Here is a 20,617-nt window from a genome sequence, read left to right as displayed (position 1 = left end):
GAGCGTGTGACTCCCGCCGTGCCGGCCTCGCTCACCGCGCGCCGCCCCCAGGTGCCCGCGGACCGCCTGCTCGCCGAGCTCGTGCCCCCGCGCCACTTCGCGCACGAGTCGTTCGACACCTACCGGCCCGACCCCGCGCACGCGTCGCAGGCGCAGGCGCTCGCCCGCCTGCGCGAGGTCGCGCAGACGCTCGCCCGGCCCGCGGCCCGCAGCGGGTGGTTCGGCCGCCGGCGCCCGGCGCAGGCTCCCGCGGTCTACCTCGACGGCGGGTTCGGGGTCGGCAAGACCCACCTGCTCGCGTCCCTGGCGCACGCCGTGGGCACCGAGCAGGCGGCGTTCGGCACGTTCGTCGAGTACACCAACCTCGTCGGGGCCCTCGGGTTCGGGCCCACCGTGGAGGCGCTCGGCGGGAAGCGGCTCGTCTGCATCGACGAGTTCGAGCTCGACGACCCGGGCGACACGGTGCTCATGTCCCGCCTGCTGCGCGAGCTGGCCGACCGGGGCGTCGCGCTGGCGGCGACGTCGAACACCCTCCCCGAGTCGCTCGGCGAGGGCCGGTTCGCCGCTGAGGACTTCCTGCGGGAGATCCAGGCTCTCGCCGACCGGTTCGAGGTGATCCGGATCGACGGCGAGGACCACCGGCACCGGGCCGCCACGACCCACGCCGCCACCGTGCCCGACGCGCGGCTGCGCGCGGTCGTGGCCGGCCGCGACGACGCCACGCTCGACGACCTCGGCGCCCTGCTCGAGCACCTGTCCCAGGTGCACCCGAGCCGCTACGGCGCGCTGCTCGACGGGGTGGGCCTCGTGGCGCTGACCGACGTGGCGCCGGTCGACCGCCAGGACGTCGCGCTGCGCCTCGTGGTGCTCGTCGACCGCCTGTACGACCGCGACGTGCCCGTGCTCGTCGCGCGCGAGGGCGTCACGGACGCGGGGCTCGACCTGTTCACGCCCGAGATGCTGCGGGGCGGCTACCGCAAGAAGTACTACCGGGCGCTGTCCCGGCTCGGGGCCCTCGCGGCCGAGGGTGCGGCGCTCGCCGCGGAGCGGCCCGCCGCCTGACGCGCGCGCCCCGTGCCGCACCTCGACGGGGGCGGCACGGGGGCGCGCTCAGGCCAGGACGACCACGCTGCGCGCGGGGAGCTCCACGACGACGGGGCCGTCGGGGTGCTCGGCCGGCTGGACGACCCCGCCGTCCCACGCGGCACGGACCTCGACGGGCGCGGAGAGCGGCACCGGCACCGCGGCCGGCTCGTGCGCCAGGTTCAGCACCACGCGGGCGTCACCGCGGTGCAGCACGAGCGCCCCCTGCCACGGCCCGTCGCCCTGCCCCTCGACGGCGTGCACGTCGAGCGCCACGCGGCTCCGGTCACCCGACGCGAGGTCCGGCACCTGCCGGCGCAGCGCGACGAGCTCGCGGTACCAGTCGAGCAGGCGCGCGTGCTCCGGCTGCGCCGGCTCGGACCAGTCGAGGCGGCTGCGCTCGAACGTCGCCGGGTCCTGCGGGTCCGGCACCTCGATCTCGCCGCCGTACAGGCTCTCCCAGCCGTGGCCGCCGAACTCCTTCGTGCGGCCCTCGCGGACCGCCTCGGCCAGCTCGGGCTCGGGGTGGTCGGTGAAGAACATCCACGGGGTGCGGGCGCCCCACTCCTCGCCCATGAACAGCAGGGGCGTGAACGGGGAGAGCAGCACGAGCGCGGCCTGCGCGGCCAGCCCGCCGGCGTCGACGCGCGACGACGGGCGGTCGCCGAGCGCGCGGTTGCCCACCTGGTCGTGGTTGGCGTCGAAGACGACGAACCGGTGCCCGTCGACGTCGTCCGGCACGGGCCGGCCCCACGGCTTCCCGCGGAACGTCGACATCTCCCCGGTGTGCACGAACGCACCCGTGAGCGCCGTGCGCAGCGTCTCGGGGGAGCCGAAGTCGACGTAGTAGCCGTGCCGCTCGCCGGTGACGAGCGCGTGGATGCTGTGGTGCACGTCGTCGGCCCACTGGCCGGTCATGCCCCACCCGCCCTCGGCCGTGGGCGTGACCGAGACGACGTCGTTGAGGTCGGTCTCGGCGACGAGCGAGAGCGGGCGGCCCAGCTCCGCCGACAGCGCGGCCACCTCGTCGGAGAGCTGCGCGAGCAGGTGCCGGTCGGACTCGTCGACCAGCGCGTGGACGGCGTCCAGACGGAAGGCGTCCACGTGGAAGTCGCGCGCCCAGCGCAGCACGCTGTCGACGATCCAGCGCCGGACGTGCTCGGCGCCCTCCTGGTCGAGGTTGATCGCCGCGCCCCAGGGCGTGTGGTGCTCGTCGGTGAAGTACGGCCCGAACTCGTGCAGGTAGTTCCCCGACGGGCCGAGGTGGTTGTGCACGACGTCGAGGCACACCGCCAGACCGCGCGCGTGCGCGGCGTCCACGAACGCCTGCAGGGCCTCCGGTCCGCCGTACGGCTCGTGGACCGCCCACAGCGCGACGCCGTCGTACCCCCAGCCGTGCCGGCCGTTGAAGCCGGCCACCGGCAGCAGCTCGACGACGTCCACCCCGAGCCCGACCAGGTGGTCGAGCCGCTCGATCGCGGACGTCAGCGTGCCCTCGGGCGTGAACGTGCCGACGTGCAGCTCGTAGAAGACCTTGCCGCGCACGTCGACACCGCTCCAGCCGGTGTCCGTCCACGCGAAGCGCCCCGCGTCGAACACGCGGGCCGCGCCGTGCACGCCGTCCGGGAGCCACGCGGCCCGCGGGTCGGGGCGGCCGGGGCCGCCGTCGAGCGCGAACGCGTAGTCGGTGCCGTGCGGCAGGGGAGCGGGCCCGCGCCACCAGCCGTCACGGACGGCGTCCATCGGCACGCGCAGACCCGGGCCGCGCGCGTCGGCCCGGGCACCGCCGACGTCGACGCCCTCGGGCGCGCCGGACGGCAGCACGAGCTCGACGCGGCCGGCGGCGGGCGCCCACACCTCGGGGACGTAGGTCATCTCAGTGCTCCTCGTGCACGAGCAGGGCCACCGGCAGGCGCTCGAGCAGCTCGGCGACCGGCTGCACACCCCCGGTCACGGAACGGTCGGTGAGGACGTCGTGCCACGTGCCCTCGGGCAGCGCGACCGTGTGGTCGGCCCACCCGCCGAGCCGCTCGACCGCGGCGGCCAGACGCGTCGCGACGACCGCGACCCGCGGCTGGCCCGCGACCGTGCGCGCGTACGTGAGCGTGTGCCCCGAGGAGTGGGGGAGCGGGACGAAGCCCGCGTCCGGCCCCACGAACGCCTCGGGCAGGTCGCGGCGCAGCCGCACGGCGCGGGACGTGACGAGCATCTTCTCGTCCGCCAGCGACCGGGCGCCGGCGCCCCCGTCGAGCCGGTGCAGGCGCGCGGCGAGCGCGTCCGCGTCCACGGGCCGGCGGTTGTCCGGGTCGACGAGCGACAGGACGGGGACCTCGGTGCCCTGGTAGACGTCCGCGATCCCGGGCAGCGTCAGCTGCACGAGCTTCGTGCCGAGCGTCGCGGCGCGCACCGCCTCGTGCGTGCGGGCGTCCCACGCGGCCAGCAGCTCGAGCACGGCCGGGTCGGCGACCGCGCGCGTCGCGGTGCCGAGCACGGCCTCCTCGTACGCCGTGTCCGGCGCCGTCCACGAGGTGCGCGACTTCGCCTCGCGGATCGCCTTCGTGAGGTAGTCGACGAGGCGCTGCTCCTCGATCGGCGCCTGGCCGTCCCACGTGCCCACGAGCGTCTGCCACAGCAGGTACTCCGTGCGCCCGTCGAGCAGCGCACCCCGGTAGCCGGCGGTGGCGCGGCGCAGGTCGTCGACGAGCGCCGCCCACTCCGTCGGCAGCTCCGACAGCACCCCGATGCGGGCACGCGTGTCCTCGCCGCGCTTGGTGTCGTGCGTCGACAACGTCGTCATGCCCAGGGGCGTGGCGACCTGCGCGCGCGACGCCCAGGCGGCGAGGTCGGTCGGCGTGAACGCGAACCGGTCGGGCTCGCCGCCGACCTCGCACAGCGCGACGAGGTGGGTCCAGCGGTAGAACGCGGTGTCCTCGACGCCCTTGGCCATGACGGCGCCGCACGTCTGCTGGAAGCGCACGACCAGCTCGTCGCGACGCGGGTCGCGCGTGCGGCCGGCGGAGCCGACCTCGCGGCCCAGCAGCAGGTCCACCAGCACGGACATCGTCTCGTGGCGCTCCGCAGGCAGGCGGCGGCGGGCACGCCCGGCCGCGGCCTGCAGGACCGCGACCTGCTCGTGCGAGGGCGCCTCGCCGGGCACGACGTAGGCGCGGTAGCGGTCGAACGCGACGAGGAGCTCGACGAGGCACTCCTCGATCGAGCGCCACGTGTGGTCGCGCAGGCGCAGGTCCTCGTGGCAGATCTCCGCCGCGATCGTGGTGAGCCGGTGCACCTCGGCGTACAGCGGGCCGTCGACGATCTGCCGCTTGGCCTCGTCGACCAGCCGCTCGAACGCGTCCGGCTCGTCGCCGGTGTACCGGTGCATCAGCGCCCCGAGCCGCGCGGCGCCCCCGGGGTCGGTGAACGTCTGCTGGATGCGCCACAGCGCCTCGTACCCGGTGCTGCCCGCGGTGTCCCAGTCGCCGGGCAGCTCCTCCTCGCCCGCGAGGATCTTCTCCACGACGACCCAGGCGCCGTCGGTGGCCTCGCGCAGCCGCGCCAGGTAGCCGGAGGGGTCGGCGAGGCCGTCGGGGTGGTCGATGCGCAGGCCGTCGATCACGCCGTCGCGCAGCAGCCGCAGCACGAGCGCGTGGGTGGCGTCGAACACCTCCGGCTCCTCGACGCGGATCGCCACGAGCGTGCCGACGTCGAAGAAGCGCCGGTAGTTGAGCTCCTCGTCCGCGACCTTCCAGTACGCGAGCCGGTAGTGCTGCCGCTCGACGAGCTCGCCCAGCGGCAGCGCCTCCGTGCCGGCCCGGACGGGGAAGACGTGGTCGTGGTACCGCAGCACCCACGTGGTGCCGACCCCGGGCACGTCCTCCTCGACCAGGCGCAGCTCGTCGCGCGCGAGGACGGCGCCGATGCGGTCGCCCAGCACCGGCATGAGCACGGCGCCGTCGCCCGACGACCAGTCGACGTCGAACCACGCCGCGTACGGCGACTCCGGGCCGTGCGTCAGCACCGACCACAGGGCGCGGTTGTGCCACACCGGCGTGGGCACGGCCATGTGGTTGGGCACGATGTCGAGGACCAGGCCGAGCCCGGCCTCGTGGGCGACGTCGGCGAGGCGGCGCAGCCCGTCCTCGCCGCCGAGCACGGGGGAGACCTCGTCGTGGTCGACGACGTCGTACCCGTGGGTCGACCCGGGCGCTGCCGTCAGGACGGGGGACAGGTACACGTGCGTCACGCCGAGCGACGCGTAGTACGGCACACGCGCCGCGACGTCGTCGAACGTCAGGTCGGCCCCGAGCTGGACGCGGTACGTCGAGACGGGGACCTTGTGCGGCGCCCGGACGAGACGGCGCTCGGGCGTGGTCCAGGTCTCGGTCACTGAGCGCCACCCGCCACGCGAGCGGTGTCCCGCGCGGCCGACGCGGCCGACGGCGCCGCACCGGTGGCCGGTCCGCCGGGCGTCTGCGTCATCGGCGGGCGCGTGAGCACGACCATCGAGCGCGGGGCGACCTCGAGCTTGCCCCGCGCGTCGATCTCCGTGCCGGTCGCGACCGTCGAGTCCGTGTCGAGGATCGCGGTCCAGACCTCGCCGTACTCGGCCGCCGGGAGCTGGAACTGCCGCTTCTCCCAGTGCCCGTTGAACAGCAGCAGGAAGCTGTCGTCCACGACGTCCTCGCCCCGCATGTCCGGCTCGGCGATCGCGTCGCCGTTGAGGAACACCTGGACGGCGAACGCGTGGTCGGAGTCCCAGGCGGAGTCCTCCATGTGCTCGCCGCCGGGCGACAGCCACGCGATGTCGTGCAGGTCGGACTCCCCGCCGTGGTCGGGCGAGCCGGCGAAGAAGCGGCGCTGGCGGAAGACGGGGTGGTCGCGGCGCAGGCGCACGAGCCGCCGCGAGAAGTCCAGGAGCGACAGCCGGTCCTCGTCGAGGTCCCAGTCCATCCAGGTGATCTCGTTGTCCTGGCAGTACCCGTTGTTGTTGCCGCCCTGCGTGCGCCCGATCTCGTCGCCGTGCGCGATCATCGGCACGCCCTGCGACAGCAGGAGCGTGGCGAGGAAGTTGCGCTGCTGGCGCGCGCGCAGCCGGTTGACCTCCGGGTCGTCCGTCGGCCCCTCGACGCCGCAGTTCCAGGACCGGTTGTGGCTCTCGCCGTCCCGGTTGTCCTCGCCGTTCGCCTCGTTGTGCTTCTCGTTGTACGAGACGAGGTCCTTCAGCGTGAAGCCGTCGTGCGCGGTGACGAAGTTGATGCTCGCGATGGGACGGCGGCCCGTGTGCTCGTACAGGTCGGAGGAGCCCGACAGCCGGCTCGCGAACTGCCCGAGCGTCTGCGGCTCGCCCCGCCAGAAGTCGCGCACCGTGTCGCGGTAGTCGCCGTTCCACTCCGACCACAGGGGCGGGAACCCACCCACCTGGTAGCCACCGTCGCCCAGGTCCCACGGCTCGGCGATGAGCTTGACCTGGGAGACGACCGGGTCCTGCTGGACGATGTCGAAGAACGCGGACAGCCGGTCCACCTCGTGGAACTGCCGGGCGAGCGTCGCCGCGAGGTCGAACCGGAACCCGTCCACGTGCATCTCGGTCACCCAGTACCGCAGCGAGTCCATGATCAGCTGCAGCACGTGCGGGGAGCGCATGAGCAGCGAGTTGCCCGTGCCCGTGGTGTCGAAGTAGTGCGCGGGGTCCTCGTCGACGAGCCGGTAGTAGCTCGCGTTGTCGATGCCGCGGAAGCTCAGCGTCGGGCCCAGGTGGTTGCCCTCGGCGGTGTGGTTGTAGACCACGTCGAGGATGACCTCGATGTTCGCCTCGTGCAGAGCCTTGACCATCGACTTGAACTCCTGCACCTGCTGGCCGGAGGTCGTCAGCGAGGAGTACGCGTTGTGCGGCGCGAAGAAGCCGATCGTGTTGTACCCCCAGTAGTTCGACAGGCCGCGCTCCTGCAGCGTCGGGTCGTTGACGAACTGGTGCACGGGCATGAGCTCGATCGCGGTCACGCCGAGGCTCGACAGGTGCTCGACGACGGCGGGGTGCGCGATGCCCGCGTACGTGCCGCGCAGCTCCTCGGGCACGGCCGGGTGCAGCTGCGTCAGGCCCTTGACGTGCGCCTCGTAGATGACGGACTCGTGGTACTCGTGCTGCGGCGGGCGGTCGTGGCCCCAGTCGAAGAACGGGTTCACGACGACCGACGTCATCGTGTGGTCCTTCGAGTCCTCCTCGTTGCGCTCCTCCGGCGCGTCGAACCGGTAGGAGAACAGCGACGCGTCGCCGTCGATCTGCCCGTCGATCGCCTTCGCGTACGGGTCGAGCAGCAGCTTCGAGGGGTCGCAGCGGTGGCCCTGCGCCGGGTCGTAGGGGCCGTGCACGCGGAACCCGTAGCGCTGGCCGGGGGCCAGGCCGGGCACGTAGCCGTGCCAGACGAAGGCGTCGACCTCGGGGAGGTCGATGCGGGTCTCGGTGCCGTCGGCGTCGATGAGGCACAGCTCGACGCGCTCCGCCACGCCGGAGAACAGGGCGAAGTTGGTGCCCGTCCCGTCGTACGTGGCGCCGAGGGGGTAGGGGCGTCCGGGCCAGATCTGCATGGTGGACAGCGTGCCAGCGCACCGCCGGGTCGGCCCGTCGAGCGCGGGGCGACGGCCAAGGTCACAGCGCTGGTCGGCACGACGCGCGGGAGCGCGCCCCCCGACCGCTCAGCGCAGGGCGACGAGCCTGCGGACGTCGTCGTCGGGGAGCGCGTCGGCGACCGCGGTCACCTCGAGCGCGTCGAGCACGGCGACGCCGCCGTGGACGGTGAGGAACGCGGTGTCCGAGGCGTCGCGTCCCGTGGCCACGCGCACGAGCGCCGGGCGCGGGGCGAGCGTCGTCGCGTCGACGACGTGCCAGGCGCCGTCGACCCACGCCTCGGCCACCGCGTGGAGGTCCATGGGTGCCAGCCCGGGCGCGTACACGGCCACGACGCGCGCCGGCACGTCGAGCGCGCGCAGCAGCGCCACGACCAGGTGCGCGTAGTCCCGGCAGACGCCCTGCCGGGCCAGGAGCGTGCCGACGGCGCCGTCGGTGGGACGGCTGCTCCCGGGCAGGTACGCCAGGCGCGTGCCGACCCACGACGAGACCGCCGCGAGCAGGTCGGGGCCGTCCAGCCCGGCGAACTCGGCGCGGGCCGTCGGCGCCAGCGCGTCCGACTCGCAGTACCGGCTGGGCCGCAGGAACCACAGGCGGTCGGCCTCGTCGTCGCCCGGCGCGGCGGCAGCCCGTCCGCGCACCGTCGCCCGGTAGTCGACGACCAGCGCGCCGGGCGGGGCCGCGACGACCTGCAGCCGCGTCCCGTGCGGTCCGGCCGTCTCCCGCACCGGCGCCGGTGCGCCGTCGAGCGTGACCCGCAGCTCCTCCTCGGGGGCGTGCACGTGCGCCACGGCGACCTCGAGGACGAGCGTGGCGGCCGAGCGCACGGTCAGGGACAGGCGGGCGGAGACGTCGCGCTGCACGTGGCCATCGTGCCCGGCCTGTCCGGTTCGCGCCGCCCGTCCGGCCTAAGCGTTTCGCCGCTTCGGTGCCTTCTGCGTCCCCGGGACCGTCGGCTACCGTGACGTGGCGTCGCCGGCGACCGCCTGCGACGATCGAGCAGGACCAGTGACGAGCGTGAGCGAGGGCGAGATGACCGGACCGGCGCCGACCACGCCCCGTCTGACCGTCATCGTCCCCACGTACAACGAGGCGCCGAACGTCGCCGAGCTCGTGCGGCGCGTCGACGCCGCCACGCGCGGGCTGGACGCGGAGCTGCTGTTCGTCGACGACTCGACCGACGACACCGCGGACGTCGTGCGCGCCGTGGCACCGGGTGCCGGCCTGCCCGTGCGCGTGCTGCACCGCGACGACCCGGTCGGCGGCCTCGGCGGTGCCGTCGCGGAGGGGCTGCGGGCCTCGTCCGCGCCCCTGTGCCTGGTCATGGACGGGGACCTGCAGCACCCGCCGGAGCTGATCCCCGCGATGGTGGCGCGCGCGGGCGAGGAGGACGTCGACGTCGTCGTCGCCTCCCGGTACGTGGGCGACGGCAGCAGCGCAGGCCTGTCCGGCGTCGTGCGTCAGGCGGTGTCCTCGACCTCCACCGCCGTCACCCGCGCGATGTTCCCGGTGCGTCTGCGCGACTGCTCCGACCCGATGACGGGCTTCTTCCTCGTGCGCCGGGCGGCCGTCGACCTCGAGGTGCTGCGCCCGCGCGGGTTCAAGATCCTGCTCGAGATCCTCGCGCGGCACCCGATGCGCGTCGTCGAGGTGCCGTTCGTGTTCGGCGAGCGGTTCGCCGGCCGGTCCAAGGCGAACATGGCCCAGGGCCTGCACTTCCTGTGGCAGCTCGGCGGCCTGCGCTTCGGGCGGATGTCGCGCTTCGCCATCATCGGCGGGTTCGGCGCGGTGCTCAACGTCGCGATCGTCGCGGCGCTGACCTCGCTGGGCGCGGCGTGGCTGCTCGCCGCGCTCGTCGCGGCGGAGCTGACGATCGTCGGCAACTTCCTGCTCCAGGAGCGGTTCGTGTTCCGCGACCTGCGGCACGAGGGCAAGGGCGCGTGGGCGCGGTTCGGGCAGTCGTTCGCGTTCAACAACGTCGAGACGCTGCTGCGGATGCCGGTGATGGCGCTGCTCGTGGAGACGATGCACGTCGCCGCGGTGCTCGCCACGGCGATCACGCTCGTCGTGGCGTTCGTGGCCCGGTTCACGTTCCACTCGCGGATCGTCTACCGGCCCCGGTCCAGCCGTCGGCGGGTGCGCCTGACGCCGCCCGCGGCCGCGGCGGTCGCCGCCGCCGACCGCCCCGACGCGGTCACGCCCCTGCTCGAGGGCCCCGACGCCGTGGTGCCGTCCGAGCGTCCCTGACCTCGTCCCGCGACGGCGCTCGCCTGGCGCGCCCGCGCCGCAGGCCCGAGCATCGTGCCGAGCCCGCGGCGTGCACGCACGGCCGCCACCGGGGACGCGAGCGGAGGAGCGATGACCCACGAGCAGCCCGAGATCGACCGCACGCTGCTGACGACGTACCTCGAGGACCACGTGGCAGGCGCCTCCGCGGTCATCTCCCGGCTCACCCGGCTGTCCCGGGTGGAGGACATCGGGGACATGCGCGAACCCCTCGCGCGGCTGGCCGCCGAGCTGCGCGAGGAGCGCGCGACGCACGTCGCGACGGCACGCGACCTCGGCCTGCCGCTCTCGCGCTGGAAGGCGATGGCCGCCGCGCTCGGCGAGCGGGTGGCGCGGCTGAAGCCGAACGGGCGTGTCGTCGGCCGTTCCCCGTTGTCCCTCGTGCTCGAGCTGGAGATCGTGCGGTCGGGGCTCGAGGGCAAGCGCATGGGCTGGGTGACGCTGCGCGAGCACGCGGACGCGCTGGGGCTCGACGTGGCACGGGTGGAGGGGTTCGTCGAGCGCTCGCGCGACCAGGCCGAGCGCGTCGAGCACCTGGCGGCGCGCGCACGGGAGAAGGCGTTCGCCCCGCACCTGGGCACGACGTCGGCCGACGGGTCCTGACCGGCGCGTAGGCTCGCCGTCGCCGGGCCGGCGGGTGCCCGGCCGCGACGACCGGGGAGGACCGGATGACGGACGCCGAACCGCTGTACGACTGGCTCGTGCACGTGGCCGAGGTGCTCGACGTGGACCGCGCGCTCGTCGAGGACGCGACCGCACCGGTGCTGGGCATGGTGCGCGACGTCGCGCACGGGGTGGTCCGCCCGGCCGGACCCATGACCGCGTTCCTCGTCGGCGTCGTGGCCGGGCGCACCGGGGCGGGCACCGCCGAGGCGACCGCGCGCGTCCGCGAGGCGCTCGCGCAGGTCGAGCGCGAGCTGCGCGTGCGCGGCGCGGCCGGCGGCTGACCCGTCGACACCCGCACGGGGTCACCGGGCCGGCACGACGGTCGTCAGCCGGGGGCGGTGCCGTCCGCGGCGGTGCGCCGCGCCCGGTCGAGGTCGTCCGCGTCGTCGACGTCGAGCAGCTGGGCCGCCGGCAGCGGGACGGGCACGACGTCCAGCCCGGCGCAGAGGGAGCGCACCGGGCGGTGCGCGACCGGGCCGCGCAGCACCGTCGCCACGGCCGCCGTGCGGTACGCGGCGAGCAGCGGCTGCAGGCGTCCCTCGCCGTCCGCGGCGGCCGCCGCACCGGCCCGGGGGGCCGCGTCGAGCGCGGCGAGCAGCGCGGGCACGGCGCGCCCGGCGAACGGCTGGTCGCCGGCCACGGCGACGAGCACGCGCGCGCCCGGGGCGGTCGCGAGGCCCGCCGCGAGGGCCGCGAGCGGACCGGCGCCGGGCGGGTCCTCCCGGCACCAGCGCGCGTGCGGGGCACGGGCGCGCACGTGCGGTGCCGGCGGGTCGGCGACGACCACGGTCGGCCACGGCGCGAGGTCGGCGAGGAGCCGCTCGAGGACCGTGCGTCCGCCCACGTCGAGGGCGGTCTTGTCCCCGCCGCCGAGGCGGCGCGCCGTGCCGCCCGCGGGGACCACGACGAGGACGTCGGCGTCGCGTGCGCTCATGACCCCACCCCGGGGCCGCCGACCAGCTCGGCCACGTAGTCCGTCGCGGGGGCGTCCGCGAGGTCGTCGGGCGCGCCGCGCTGCACGACGCGGCCGCGCTCGAGGACCAGGACCTCGTCCGCGAGGTCGCGCGCGTCGTCCAGGGCGTGCGTCACGAGGACGAGCGGGACCCGCCGCGTGCGCACGTGGTCCGCCACGACGTCGCGCACGTGGCGGCGGGCGTGCGCGTCGAGCGCCGCGAACGGCTCGTCGAGGACGAGCGCGGCGGGGTCGACGGCGAGTGCCCGCGCGAGCGCCGCACGCTGGGCCTGCCCGCCGGACAGGCGCTCGGCGCGCGTGCGGGCGTGCGCGGCGAGGCCGACCGCCTCGAGCAGGCGGTCGGCGTGCTGACGCGCGGGGCGTGCCCGCTCGCCCGCAGCGCGGCGCCCGAACGCGACGTTCTCGCGCGCCGACAGGTGCGGGACCAGGAGCACGTCCTGCAGCACGACGCCGAGCCCGCGCCGCTCGGGCGGGAGGTCGACGCCCGCCTCCGCGTCGGCGAGGACCCGCTCGCCGAGCCGCACGTGCCCGCGGTCCAGCGGCACGAGCCCCGCCAGGGCCGCGACCGCCGTCGACTTCCCGCCGCCGTTCGGCCCGAGCACGGCGAGCACGCCGCCGGCCGGCACGACGAGGCGCAGGTCGAGCTGCCACGCGCCGCGGCGGACGACGAGGTGCGCGTCGAGGCCGGCCCCGACGCCGGCGGCGCCGCGGGCGGCCCTCACGGCGCCGCCACCTCGCGCGTCCGCGCCGCTCGCGGCGGCGCCGGCGCGGTACCCGTGAGCCCGCCGACCCACCGCCCGCGCAGCGCGACGAGCACCGCGACCGAGAGGACGAGCAGCAGCAGGGACATCGCGACCGCGGCCTGCGGGTCGCTGTCGAGCGCCAGGTACACCGCGAGCGGCATCGTGCGGGTCGTGCCGGGGAAGCTGCCCGCGAACGTGAGCGTGGCGCCGAACTCGCCCAGGGCGCGCGCGAAGCACAGCGCGGCCCCGGCGGCGATCCCCGGCGCCGCGGCCGGCAGGGTCACGCGCCGCGCGACGTACCAGCGGGATGCGCCCAGCGTCGCGGCGGCCGCCTCGCGCCGCGCGTCCGTGCCGGCGATCGCACCCTCGACCGCCAGGACGAGGAACGGCAGCGCGACGAACGTCTGCGCCAGGACCACCGCGGCGGACGTGAACGGCACGGTGACGCCGAACCACGCGTCGAGGTGGCGTCCCAGCAGGCCCTGGCGGCCCAGCAGGAGCAGCAGCGCGACTCCGCCGACGACGGGCGGCAGGACCAGCGGCACCGTGACGAGCGCGCGCACCAGCGCACGGCCCGGCACGTCGGTGCGCGCCAGCACCCAGGCGAGGGGAACGCCGACCAGCACGCACAGCAGCGTGCTCACGGCCGCCGTGACCAGCGAGAGCCGCAGCGCGTCGAGGACCCCGGGCGCCAGCACGCGCGCCCCGAGGTCCGCCCACGGCGTCGCGACGACCAGCGCGACGAGCGGGGCGACGAGCAGGACGAGCCCGAGCGCCGCCGGCACGAGCAGCGCGACCGGGGCGGGTCGGCGGCGGCTCACGGCGTCGTGAACCCGGCGGCGCGCAGTGCGGCGACACCGGCGGGGGAGCGCAGGTGGTCCACGACGGCGCGTGCCGCCGCCGGGTGGGGGGCGTCGGGCAGCACGAGGGCCGGGTACGTCGTCGCCACGTCGTGCGCGGCCGGCAGGTCGAGGCCCTCGACCTCGTCGCCGCCGGCGAGGACGTCGGTGCGGTAGACCAGCGCGGCGTCGACCTCCCGCAGCCGGACCTTCGTGAGCACGGCCCGCACGTCCTGCTCGAGCGTGTCCGGTGCGCCCGCCACGCCCGCGGACGCCAGCACCTCGGCCGCCACCGCCCCGCACGGCACCGCGGGGTCGCACAGCGCGACCGTCAGGGCGGGGTCGGCGAGGTCGGCCAGTCCCGTGACGCCCGCGGGGTTGCCGGCCGGCACCGCGATCTGCAGCGCGTTGCGTGCCACGACGACGGGGTCGCCGCCGAGCGCGTCGGTGACGGTCGCCATCGTCGCCTCGCTCGCCGTGACGAGGACGTCCGCGGGTGCGCCCGCGAGCACCTGGGCGGCGAGCGTCGAGCTCGCCGCGGGGCTCGTGCGCACGTCGAGGCCCGGGTGGCGGGCCTCCAGGTCGGCCTCCACGTCGGCGAGGACGTCCGTCAGCGACGACGCCACCAGGACGACCACCGGGCCGGTGGGGCCGCCCGGGGCCGCCGCGTCCGCAGGGGCGGGCCCACCCGCGCACCCGGCGGCGAGGACGAGGGGCGCGAGGGCGAGGGCCCGTCGCGCGTGTCGGGTCCGCCGCGGGTGCGTCATGCGCGTTCGACGTGCTCGACGGCGACGTTCGTCGCCTTCACGGACGCCACGGCCACGACGCCCGGCTCGAGACCGAGCTCGTCGGCCGCCTCCCGGCTGATGAGGGACACGACCCGGTGCGGACCGGCCTGGATGTCGACCTGCGCCATGACACCGTCGCGCACGACGCGGGTGACGATCCCGCGCAGCCGGTTGCGCGTCGAGTGCCGCCCGCGGCCGCCGTCGCCCGCGTCCTGCTCGTCGGCGACCTGCTGGGCGAGGCGTGCGAGGTCGACCCCGTCGACCTCGTGGCGCCCCGACGCCGTGCGCGTCGAGCGCAGCCGCCCGGCGTCGATCCAGCGGCGCACGGTGTCGTCGCTGACCCCCAGGAGGCTCGCGGCCTCTCCCACCCGGTACCGCATGGCGACAGGCTAGGCCATGCCGTGCCGCAGGCGCGGCGTTCTGCGGGGGAAGAGCGCCGCGTGTGCGGTGCGCGGACGCGTCCTGCATCCGGCAGCGCCCCGCGAAGGGGCGTGCGGGCCGGCGGGCGTGCCTAGGGTGGCGCCGTGAGCCCGCACGACTCCTCCCGCCTCGCCGCGCCCGCACGTCGCGTGGTCGTCACCGACGTCACGCAGGCGGTGGTGGACGTCGCGGCGCTCGCGGCGGCCGTGGCCGACGCCGCCGCCGGCGCGGTGGTCACGTTCGCCGGCGTGGTGCGCGACCACGACCACGGCCGTGCCGTCACGGCCCTCGAGTACGTCGCGCACCCCGACGCCGGCCGGGTCCTGGCCCGGGTCGTCGCCGCCGTCGCCGCCGACGCCCCCGTGGACGCCGTGGCGGTCGTGCACCGGGTGGGACCGCTCGAGGTCGGCGACTGCGCCCTCGGTGTCGCGGTGGCGGCCGCGCACCGGCAGGAGGCGTTCGCCGCGGCGGCGCGGCTCGTCGACGAGGTCAAGGAGCACCTGCCCGTGTGGAAGCGTCAGGTCCTCGGCGACGGCACCCACGAGTGGGTCAACTGCGCCTGAGGGGCGCGGGACGGGCGCCTCAGCCCCCGGCGAAGGGCGGCAGCACGTCGACGACCTGCGGGGAGCCCAGCGGCTCGTCCCGGTCACGGTGCAGCGTGCCGTCGACCAGCAGCGCGCAGACCGCGAGCACGTCGCGCAGGCGGCCGTCGTGCCGGGCGGCGAGCGCGTCGAGCAGCCCGCCGACCGTCACCCCGTCCGGCACGTCGACCCGCTCCTCGCCCACCCCCGCCGCCTCGTGCGCCGCCGCGAAGTAGCGCACGGTCAGCGTGTGCACCCCTGTGCCGGTCCCGGCCGTCCCCGCCGCCATGTCAGCCTCCGATCGCGCTCATCGTGCGGGCCGGCTGCAGGAACCCGACGTCGTCGATCCCGTGCCCCGGCTTCTTGCCCCACATCGCCGCCCGCCACGCCTCGGCCAGCGCCTCGTCGTCGGCGCCCGAGCGCAGCAGACCGCGCAGGTCGTGCTCCTCGCGCGCGAACAAGCAGCTGCGCACCTGGCCGTCCGCCGTCAGGCGGGTCCGGTCGCAGGCGCCGCAGAACGGGCGCGTCACGGACCCGATGACGCCGACGGTCGCCCCCGGCCGCCCGCGCACCGTCCACGTCTCGGCGGGGGCGCCGCCGCGGGCACCGGCCGGCTCGGGCTCGAGGTCGAATGCGGCCGTGAGGGCGTCGAGGATCTCCTGCGCGGTGACGAGCCCCGCGCGGTCCCACGACCCGGCGGGGCCCAGCGGCATCTGCTCGATGAAGCGCAGGTGGTAGCCGTGCTCGAGGGCCCACGCGAGCAGCGGGACGGCCTCGTCGTCGTTGACGCCGCGCACCAGCACCGCGTTGACCTTCACGGGCCCGAGCCCGGCGTCGCGGGCCGCGCGCAGCCCGGCGAGCACGTCCGCGAGCCGGTCGCGGCGGGTGATGGCGGCGAACCGCTCCGGTCGCAGCGAGTCGAGCGAGACGTTGACGCGCCCCAGCCCGGCGGCCGCCAGCGCGCGCGCCCGCTTGTCCAGGCCCAGCGCGTTGGTGGTGAGCGCCGTCCCGACGGGCGCGCCGTCGGGGGTGCGCAGCGCCGCGGCGGCCGCGACGATGCCCTCGAGGCCCCGGCGCAGCAGCGGCTCCCCGCCGGTGAACCGCACGTCGCGCACGCCGAGCCGCTCGACGGCGACGCGCACCAGCCGCACCACCTCGTCGTCGGTCAGCACGGTGGCGTCGGGCGCCCACGGCAGGCCCTCCGCCGGCATGCAGTACGTGCAGCGCAGGTTGCAGCGGTCGGTGAGGGAGACCCGCAGGTCGGTGGCGACGCGCCCCCAGCGGTCGACGAGCCCGTCGCCGCGCAGCCGTGCCGGCGGTCGCGGGACCGCGGTCGCCTCGACCGGACGGGCGGGGGGCGGTCCGAGGGCGACCGGCACGGCACCGCGGGACGTGACGGGCTCCATCGGGCCGATCATACGGACGCCCGCCGCGACGCACCGGTCTGCCGGGCGGGCGGGCGCACGCGTCGCGGTCGTGCCCGCACGGCGCGCCGCTAGGTTGGTCGCGTGCCCGAGACCGTCGACCACGCGTCCGTCCCCGCGCGCCCCGTGCGCACGCTCGACGAGCACGCGGCGGCGGTCCTCGCGCTCGCGGGGCCGCTGCCGGTGCAGGTCCTGCCCCTCGCGGCGGCCCGCGGCGCGGCGCTCGCGCAGGACGTGGCGTCGACGCTCGACCTGCCGCCCTGGCCCTCCTCGGCGATGGACGGGTACGCGCTGCGCGCCGCCGACGCGCGCGCCGGCGCCGTGCTCGACGTCGCCGACGACGTGCCCGCCGGGGACACCCGCGCGGTCGTGGTGCCGGCCGGGGCCGCCGTGCGCATGATGACGGGCGCGCCCGTCCCCGCGGACGCCGACACGGTCGTCCCGGTCGAGCTCACCGACGGCGGCACCGACCGCGTGGCGCTGCGCGACGTCGTCGCGCCCGGCGCGCACGTGCGCCACCGCGGCGAGGACGTGCGCGCCGGCGAGGTCGTCCTGCGCGCCGGCGACGTGCTCGGCGCCGCGGCGCTCGGCCTGCTGGCGGCGACGGGCCACCGGCAGGTGGCCGTGCACGGCCGGCCGCGGGTCGCCGTCGTGTCCACCGGCAGCGAGCTCGTCACCGACGGGGGTGCGCTCGCGCACGGGCAGATCCACGAGTCGAACGGCGTGCAGCTCGCGGCCGCGGCCGAGGCGGCCGGTGCGCGCGTGGTGGACGTGCGCGTCCTCGCCGACGACGTGCCGGACGTGCTGCGCGTCCTCGACGAGCTGGGCACGGGGGCGGACGTCGTCGTCACCACCGGCGGCGTGTCGGTGGGCGCCTACGACGTCGTGCGCGACGCGCTGCTCGCGGGCGGGCACGGGGAGCTCGTGCACGTGCGCATGCAGCCGGGCAAGCCGCAGGGCGTGGGGCGCCTGCCGTCCGGCACGCCCGTGCTCAGCCTGCCGGGCAACCCCGTGAGCGCGTTCGTGTCGTTCGAGGTGTTCGTGCGTCCGCTGCTGCGCCGCATGCTCGGCGCGCGGCACGTGCACCGGCGCCGGCTGCCGGCGGTGCTCGCGTCCGACGTGCGCTCGCCCGCCGGTCGTCGCCAGCTGCTGCGCGCGCGCCTCGACGTCCGCGACGGCGCGCTCGTGGCGACACCCGTCGGCGGGCCCGGCTCGCACCTGCTCGGCGCGCTCGCGCGGGCCGACGCGCTCCTGGACGTCCCCGCCGACGCGACCCGCGTCGCCGCGGGGGAGACGGTGACCGTGGTGGACCTGAGGGAGGGGGACGCGTGAGCGACCCGGGGAGCGGCGCGCCCGGCGCGCGCCTGACGCACGTGGACGAGCGCGGGGCGGCGCGCATGGTGGACGTGGCCGACAAGCCCGTCACGGTGCGCACGGCGCGCGCGTCGGGGCGGCTGGTGACGACGCCCGAGGTCGTGGCGCTGCTGCGCGGCGAGGGCGTGCCCAAGGGCGACGCGCTCGCCGTGGCGCGCATCGCGGGCATCCAGGCGGCCAAGCGCACCCCGGACCTCGTGCCCCTGTGCCACCCGATCGCGATCCACGGGGTCGAGGTCGACCTCACGGTGGAGGACGACGGCGTGCGCATCGAGGCGCGCGTGCGCACCGCGGACCGCACGGGTGTGGAGATGGAGGCGCTGACGTGCGTCGCGGCGGCGGGCCTCACGCTCGTCGACATGGTGAAGGCCGTCGACAAGGGCGCGTCGATCACGGACGTGCGGGTCGAGGCCAAGGAGGGCGGGCGCAGCGGGGACTGGCACCGTGACTGACTCCGTGGCTGACTCCGCGGCTGAGTCGGTGACTGACTCCGTGTATGGCTCCGTGGCCGGCCGCGCGGCCGAGGCCGCCCTCGGGCGCGCGGTCGTCGTCACGGCGTCCGACCGGGCGGCCGCGGGCACCTACGAGGACCGGTCGGGGCCGGTCCTCGTCGCCGCGCTGCGGGGGCTGGGCTTCGACGTCGACGACGCGGTCGTGGTGCCCGACGGCGACCCGGTCGAGGCGGCGCTGCGTGCGGCCGTCGGCGAGGGCGCGGCCCTCGTGGTGACGAGCGGCGGCACGGGTCTGGGACCACGCGACCGCACGCCCGAGGCGACCCGGCGCGTGCTCGAGCGCGAGGTGCCGGGGATCGCCGAGGCGCTGCGTGCCGACGGTGCCGCGCGCGGGGTCGCCGCGGCCATGCTGTCCCGCGGGCTCGCCGGGGTGGCCGGGCGCACGCTCGTCGTCAACGTCGCCGGCTCCACCGGTGCCGCGCGTGACGCGGCCGCGCTGCTCGGGCCCGTGCTCGTGCACGCCGTCCGGCAGCTGCGCGGCGCCGACCACGGCTGAGACCGGCCCGCGGGCGCGCGCCCGCGGGTGGCGTCAGGGGACGACGAGCCCCGGGTCCACCTCGCGCGCCCACGCGACGAGCCCGCCGTCGAGGTTGCGCACGTCCCGGACGCCGGCGGCCCGCGCGTACGCCGCCGCACGTGCCGAGCGCATGCCGGAGCGGCAGACGAGCACGAGCGTGCGGTCCGGGTCCAGGTCGGCCACCGCGGTGCCGTCGGCCCACCGGCCGAGCGGGACCAGGCGGGCGCCCGGGAGCGTCCCGGCCGCCGTCTCGCCGGGTTCGCGCACGTCGACCACGTCCACGTCGGCGGTGCCGGCGTCGCGCGCGGCCAGCAGGTCGCGCAGCCCGGCCGGGGTCAGGTCGGTGGGGGCGTCGGGGGTCGTCACGGTCTCGACGGTACCCGCCGCGCGGGCGGGTGCCGGTGCGGGCCGGCCGGGCCGTGCCCGCACCGGGACCTCGCGCCACGTCGCGTCGAACGCGTCGAGGACGGCGACCCGCCCGAGCAGGGTCCGCCCCGTGCCGCAGACGAGCTTGACCGCCTCAACGGCCATCGCCGAGCCGGCGGCCGCGCAGACCGCGCCGAGCACGCCGTCCTGCGCGCACGAGGGCACCGTGCCCGGCGCGGGGGGCTCCCCGAACACGTCGCGCAGGTCGACCCCGCCCGGCACGCCCGCCCAGAACACGCTGACCTGGGCGTGCCCGCGCAGGACCGAGCCCCACACCCACGGCAGCCCCAGGCGCGCGCACGTGTCGTTCACGAGGTAGCGCGTCGCGAAGTTGTCCGTGCCGTCGACGACGAGGTCGTAGCCGCCGAGCAGCTCCTCGGCGTTCTGCGCCGTCAGCCGCACCGGGTGGGTACGGACGGTGACGTCGGGGTTCAGGTCACGGACGCGCCGCGCCGCGGAGTCGACCTTGGGGTGCCCAACGTCGGCCGTGCCGTGCACCACCTGCCGCTGCAGGTTCGACGTCTCAACGACGTCGTCGTCGACGACCCCGAGCGTCCCGACGCCCGCGGCCGCGAGGTACAGCAGGACCGGCGACCCGAGACCGCCCGCGCCGAGCACGAGGACGCGCGCGGCCAGCAGCCGGCGCTGCCCGACCTCCCCGACCGGGTCCAGCGCCAGGTGCCGGGCGTACCGGGCGACCTGCTCGGGCGTCAGCGGCGGCCCGGGCGCGACGAGCGGGGGGAGCGGGTCGCTCATCCGTGCGGCGTGCGGTCGACGCTCGTCACGGTCGTGAGCAGCACGACGGAGTCCTCGAGCGCGAGCACGGAGTGCCGCTCGTGCGTGAGCGTCCACAGCTCGCCCGCGGCCACCTCCTGCTGCACCTCGTCGCCGACGTGCACGCGGACGCGGCCGACGAGGGCCTGCAGGCTCGCCGCCGGCGGCGAGGCGTGCTCGCCGAGCTCGGTGCCCGCGGTGAGCGCGATGACGGTCTGGCGCAGCTCCCCGTCGTGCACGACGAGCTCGGCGCTGCGGCCGTGCGCGTCCGCGCGGGCCAGGTCCAGGTGGGTGGTCACGAGGGCGTTCAGGTCCGGCATGCGCCCATCCTGGCAGCCGCCGCGGGAACCGCCCGTCGGGACGCCGCGGGTCGGCACGTCCTCACACCTGCCGGCCCGGGCGTGTGCGGAAGACGTTCGCGGCGGGTTACGCCAGCCCGCGGTCGGGCGAAACACGACGTCCCTAGCGTCGGGGCACGCGGCCGCACCTCTCGGCCGCCGACGACCTGCAGCCCCCGCACCACCGCGAGGCTCCGGGCACCGCCCGGCGCCCGGACGCCCCACCCGTGCCGCGCACCGCGCGCACC

Annotated in this window: 21 protein-coding genes; 8 read left to right on the top strand and 13 right to left on the bottom strand. The window is 76.7% G+C overall.

The window, feature by feature from the left end:
• Nucleotides 1-6 precede the first annotated feature (6 nt).
• Nucleotides 7-1,062, top strand: a complete 1,056-nt coding sequence (zapE, locus tag GC089_RS09890; RefSeq protein WP_230684721.1) for a cell division protein ZapE — start codon at nt 7-9, stop codon at nt 1,060-1,062.
• Nucleotides 1,063-1,110: 48 nt separating this feature from the next.
• Here the strand turns inward: zapE and treZ are convergent, their stop codons facing one another.
• The 4 genes from treZ to GC089_RS09870 all read right to left on the bottom strand — a co-directional run bounded on the left by treZ (nt 1,111) and on the right by GC089_RS09870 (nt 8,571).
• Nucleotides 1,111-2,958, bottom strand: coding sequence for a malto-oligosyltrehalose trehalohydrolase (treZ, locus tag GC089_RS09885; RefSeq protein WP_155377543.1), 1,848 nt, complete (start codon nt 2,956-2,958; stop codon nt 1,111-1,113).
• 1 nt (nt 2,959) lies between these two features.
• Nucleotides 2,960-5,470 (bottom strand): malto-oligosyltrehalose synthase, encoded by a 2,511-nt coding sequence (gene treY, locus GC089_RS09880; protein WP_155377542.1) that lies wholly within the window; start codon nt 5,468-5,470, stop codon nt 2,960-2,962.
• Complete coding sequence (glgX, locus tag GC089_RS09875) at nt 5,467-7,668, bottom strand: glycogen debranching protein GlgX (protein ID WP_155377541.1); 2,202 nt, start codon at nt 7,666-7,668, stop codon at nt 5,467-5,469. The genes treY and glgX overlap by 4 nt, the downstream gene beginning before the upstream one ends.
• Before the next feature lie 108 nt (nt 7,669-7,776).
• Entirely contained in the window at nt 7,777-8,571 is a 795-nt protein-coding gene (locus GC089_RS09870; protein ID WP_155377540.1) for a transglutaminase family protein, read from the bottom strand.
• 169 nt (nt 8,572-8,740) lie between these two features.
• On the opposite strand from GC089_RS09870, the gene GC089_RS09865 reads away from it, so the two are divergent.
• From GC089_RS09865 to GC089_RS09855, 3 genes are all read left to right on the top strand, one after another.
• Nucleotides 8,741-9,955, top strand: a complete 1,215-nt coding sequence (locus GC089_RS09865; RefSeq protein WP_155379098.1) for a glycosyltransferase family 2 protein — start codon at nt 8,741-8,743, stop codon at nt 9,953-9,955.
• Nucleotides 9,956-10,066: 111 nt separating this feature from the next.
• Entirely contained in the window at nt 10,067-10,597 is a 531-nt protein-coding gene (locus GC089_RS09860) for a hypothetical protein (protein ID WP_155377539.1), read from the top strand.
• Nucleotides 10,598-10,662: 65 nt separating this feature from the next.
• The gene (locus GC089_RS09855; RefSeq protein WP_155377538.1) at nt 10,663-10,941 is read left to right on the top strand and encodes a DUF6457 domain-containing protein; all 279 of its coding nucleotides are present in this window, start codon (nt 10,663-10,665) and stop codon (nt 10,939-10,941) included.
• A gap of 44 nt (nt 10,942-10,985) precedes the next feature.
• Here the strand turns inward: GC089_RS09855 and GC089_RS09850 are convergent, their stop codons facing one another.
• The 5 genes from GC089_RS09850 to GC089_RS09830 all read right to left on the bottom strand — a co-directional run bounded on the left by GC089_RS09850 (nt 10,986) and on the right by GC089_RS09830 (nt 14,383).
• Nucleotides 10,986-11,594, bottom strand: a complete 609-nt coding sequence (locus GC089_RS09850; protein ID WP_155377537.1) for a molybdenum cofactor guanylyltransferase — start codon at nt 11,592-11,594, stop codon at nt 10,986-10,988.
• The gene (locus GC089_RS09845) at nt 11,591-12,355 is read right to left on the bottom strand and encodes an ABC transporter ATP-binding protein (protein ID WP_196250677.1); all 765 of its coding nucleotides are present in this window, start codon (nt 12,353-12,355) and stop codon (nt 11,591-11,593) included. Before GC089_RS09845 ends, GC089_RS09850 begins: the two co-directional genes overlap by 4 nt.
• Complete coding sequence (locus GC089_RS09840; protein WP_155377535.1) at nt 12,352-13,197, bottom strand: ABC transporter permease; 846 nt, start codon at nt 13,195-13,197, stop codon at nt 12,352-12,354. The genes GC089_RS09845 and GC089_RS09840 overlap by 4 nt, the downstream gene beginning before the upstream one ends.
• Nucleotides 13,194-13,841, bottom strand: coding sequence for a molybdate ABC transporter substrate-binding protein (modA, locus tag GC089_RS09835; RefSeq protein WP_230684720.1), 648 nt, complete (start codon nt 13,839-13,841; stop codon nt 13,194-13,196). Before modA ends, GC089_RS09840 begins: the two co-directional genes overlap by 4 nt.
• A 137-nt stretch (nt 13,842-13,978) precedes the next feature.
• Complete coding sequence (locus tag GC089_RS09830) at nt 13,979-14,383, bottom strand: molybdopterin-binding protein (RefSeq protein WP_155377533.1); 405 nt, start codon at nt 14,381-14,383, stop codon at nt 13,979-13,981.
• Nucleotides 14,384-14,527: 144 nt separating this feature from the next.
• Between GC089_RS09830 and GC089_RS09825 the strand changes: the two genes are divergently transcribed.
• Complete coding sequence (locus tag GC089_RS09825; RefSeq protein ID WP_230684719.1) at nt 14,528-14,986, top strand: molybdenum cofactor biosynthesis protein MoaE; 459 nt, start codon at nt 14,528-14,530, stop codon at nt 14,984-14,986.
• Between the two features lie 19 nt (nt 14,987-15,005).
• On the opposite strand, the gene GC089_RS09820 is transcribed toward GC089_RS09825, so the two are convergent.
• On the bottom strand, nt 15,006-15,293 hold the full coding sequence (locus GC089_RS09820; RefSeq protein ID WP_155377532.1) for a MoaD/ThiS family protein: 288 nt from the start codon (nt 15,291-15,293) through the stop codon (nt 15,006-15,008).
• A gap of 1 nt (nt 15,294) precedes the next feature.
• Nucleotides 15,295-16,410, bottom strand: a complete 1,116-nt coding sequence (moaA, locus tag GC089_RS09815; protein ID WP_155377531.1) for a GTP 3',8-cyclase MoaA — start codon at nt 16,408-16,410, stop codon at nt 15,295-15,297.
• 102 nt (nt 16,411-16,512) lie between these two features.
• On the opposite strand from moaA, the gene glp reads away from it, so the two are divergent.
• The 3 genes from glp to GC089_RS09800 all read left to right on the top strand — a co-directional run bounded on the left by glp (nt 16,513) and on the right by GC089_RS09800 (nt 18,810).
• On the top strand, nt 16,513-17,760 hold the full coding sequence (gene glp, locus GC089_RS09810; RefSeq protein ID WP_230684718.1) for a gephyrin-like molybdotransferase Glp: 1,248 nt from the start codon (nt 16,513-16,515) through the stop codon (nt 17,758-17,760).
• Nucleotides 17,761-17,825: 65 nt separating this feature from the next.
• Nucleotides 17,826-18,254 (top strand): cyclic pyranopterin monophosphate synthase MoaC, encoded by a 429-nt coding sequence (gene moaC, locus GC089_RS09805; protein ID WP_155379093.1) that lies wholly within the window; start codon nt 17,826-17,828, stop codon nt 18,252-18,254.
• Nucleotides 18,255-18,282: 28 nt separating this feature from the next.
• Nucleotides 18,283-18,810 (top strand): molybdenum cofactor biosynthesis protein B, encoded by a 528-nt coding sequence (locus GC089_RS09800; RefSeq protein ID WP_230684717.1) that lies wholly within the window; start codon nt 18,283-18,285, stop codon nt 18,808-18,810.
• 33 nt (nt 18,811-18,843) lie between these two features.
• Here GC089_RS09800 and GC089_RS09795 read toward each other — a convergent pair whose 3' ends face one another.
• Together GC089_RS09795 and GC089_RS09790 are read right to left on the bottom strand one after the other, a co-directional pair.
• Entirely contained in the window at nt 18,844-20,013 is a 1,170-nt protein-coding gene (locus tag GC089_RS09795) for a ThiF family adenylyltransferase (RefSeq protein WP_155377530.1), read from the bottom strand.
• Nucleotides 20,010-20,351 carry a cupin gene (locus tag GC089_RS09790; RefSeq protein ID WP_155377529.1) on the bottom strand — a complete coding sequence of 114 codons (342 nt, stop codon included), beginning with the start codon at nt 20,349-20,351 and terminating at the stop codon, nt 20,010-20,012. Before GC089_RS09790 ends, GC089_RS09795 begins: the two co-directional genes overlap by 4 nt.
• Nucleotides 20,352-20,617 lie beyond the last annotated feature (266 nt).

Origin of the sequence: Cellulomonas sp. JZ18, from assembly GCF_009720485.1 — a bacterium.
Lineage (GTDB): Bacteria > Actinomycetota > Actinomycetes > Actinomycetales > Cellulomonadaceae > Cellulomonas.
This window is presented reverse-complemented; position numbering and strand designations above follow the sequence as displayed.

Bases quoted from the DNA above. Each gene is read 5' to 3' on its own strand.
- GC089_RS09830 (WP_155377533.1), bottom strand. From the start codon at position 14,383: ATGCGGTACCGGGTGGGAGAGGCCGCGAGCCTCCTGGGGGTCAGCGAC.
- glgX (WP_155377541.1), bottom strand. From the start codon at position 7,668: ATGCAGATCTGGCCCGGACGCCCCTACCCCCTCGGCGCCACGTACGAC.
- GC089_RS09855 (WP_155377538.1), top strand. From the start codon at position 10,663: ATGACGGACGCCGAACCGCTGTACGACTGGCTCGTGCACGTGGCCGAG.
- treZ (WP_155377543.1), bottom strand. From the start codon at position 2,958: ATGACCTACGTCCCCGAGGTGTGGGCGCCCGCCGCCGGCCGCGTCGAG.
- GC089_RS09795 (WP_155377530.1), bottom strand. From the start codon at position 20,013: ATGAGCGACCCGCTCCCCCCGCTCGTCGCGCCCGGGCCGCCGCTGACG.
- GC089_RS09865 (WP_155379098.1), top strand. From the start codon at position 8,741: ATGACCGGACCGGCGCCGACCACGCCCCGTCTGACCGTCATCGTCCCC.
- GC089_RS09850 (WP_155377537.1), bottom strand. From the start codon at position 11,594: ATGAGCGCACGCGACGCCGACGTCCTCGTCGTGGTCCCCGCGGGCGGC.
- moaA (WP_155377531.1), bottom strand. From the start codon at position 16,410: ATGGAGCCCGTCACGTCCCGCGGTGCCGTGCCGGTCGCCCTCGGACCG.
- moaC (WP_155379093.1), top strand. From the start codon at position 17,826: ATGGTGGACGTGGCCGACAAGCCCGTCACGGTGCGCACGGCGCGCGCG.
- GC089_RS09860 (WP_155377539.1), top strand. From the start codon at position 10,067: ATGACCCACGAGCAGCCCGAGATCGACCGCACGCTGCTGACGACGTAC.
- GC089_RS09820 (WP_155377532.1), bottom strand. From the start codon at position 15,293: ATGGCGGCGGGGACGGCCGGGACCGGCACAGGGGTGCACACGCTGACC.
- GC089_RS09790 (WP_155377529.1), bottom strand. From the start codon at position 20,351: ATGCCGGACCTGAACGCCCTCGTGACCACCCACCTGGACCTGGCCCGC.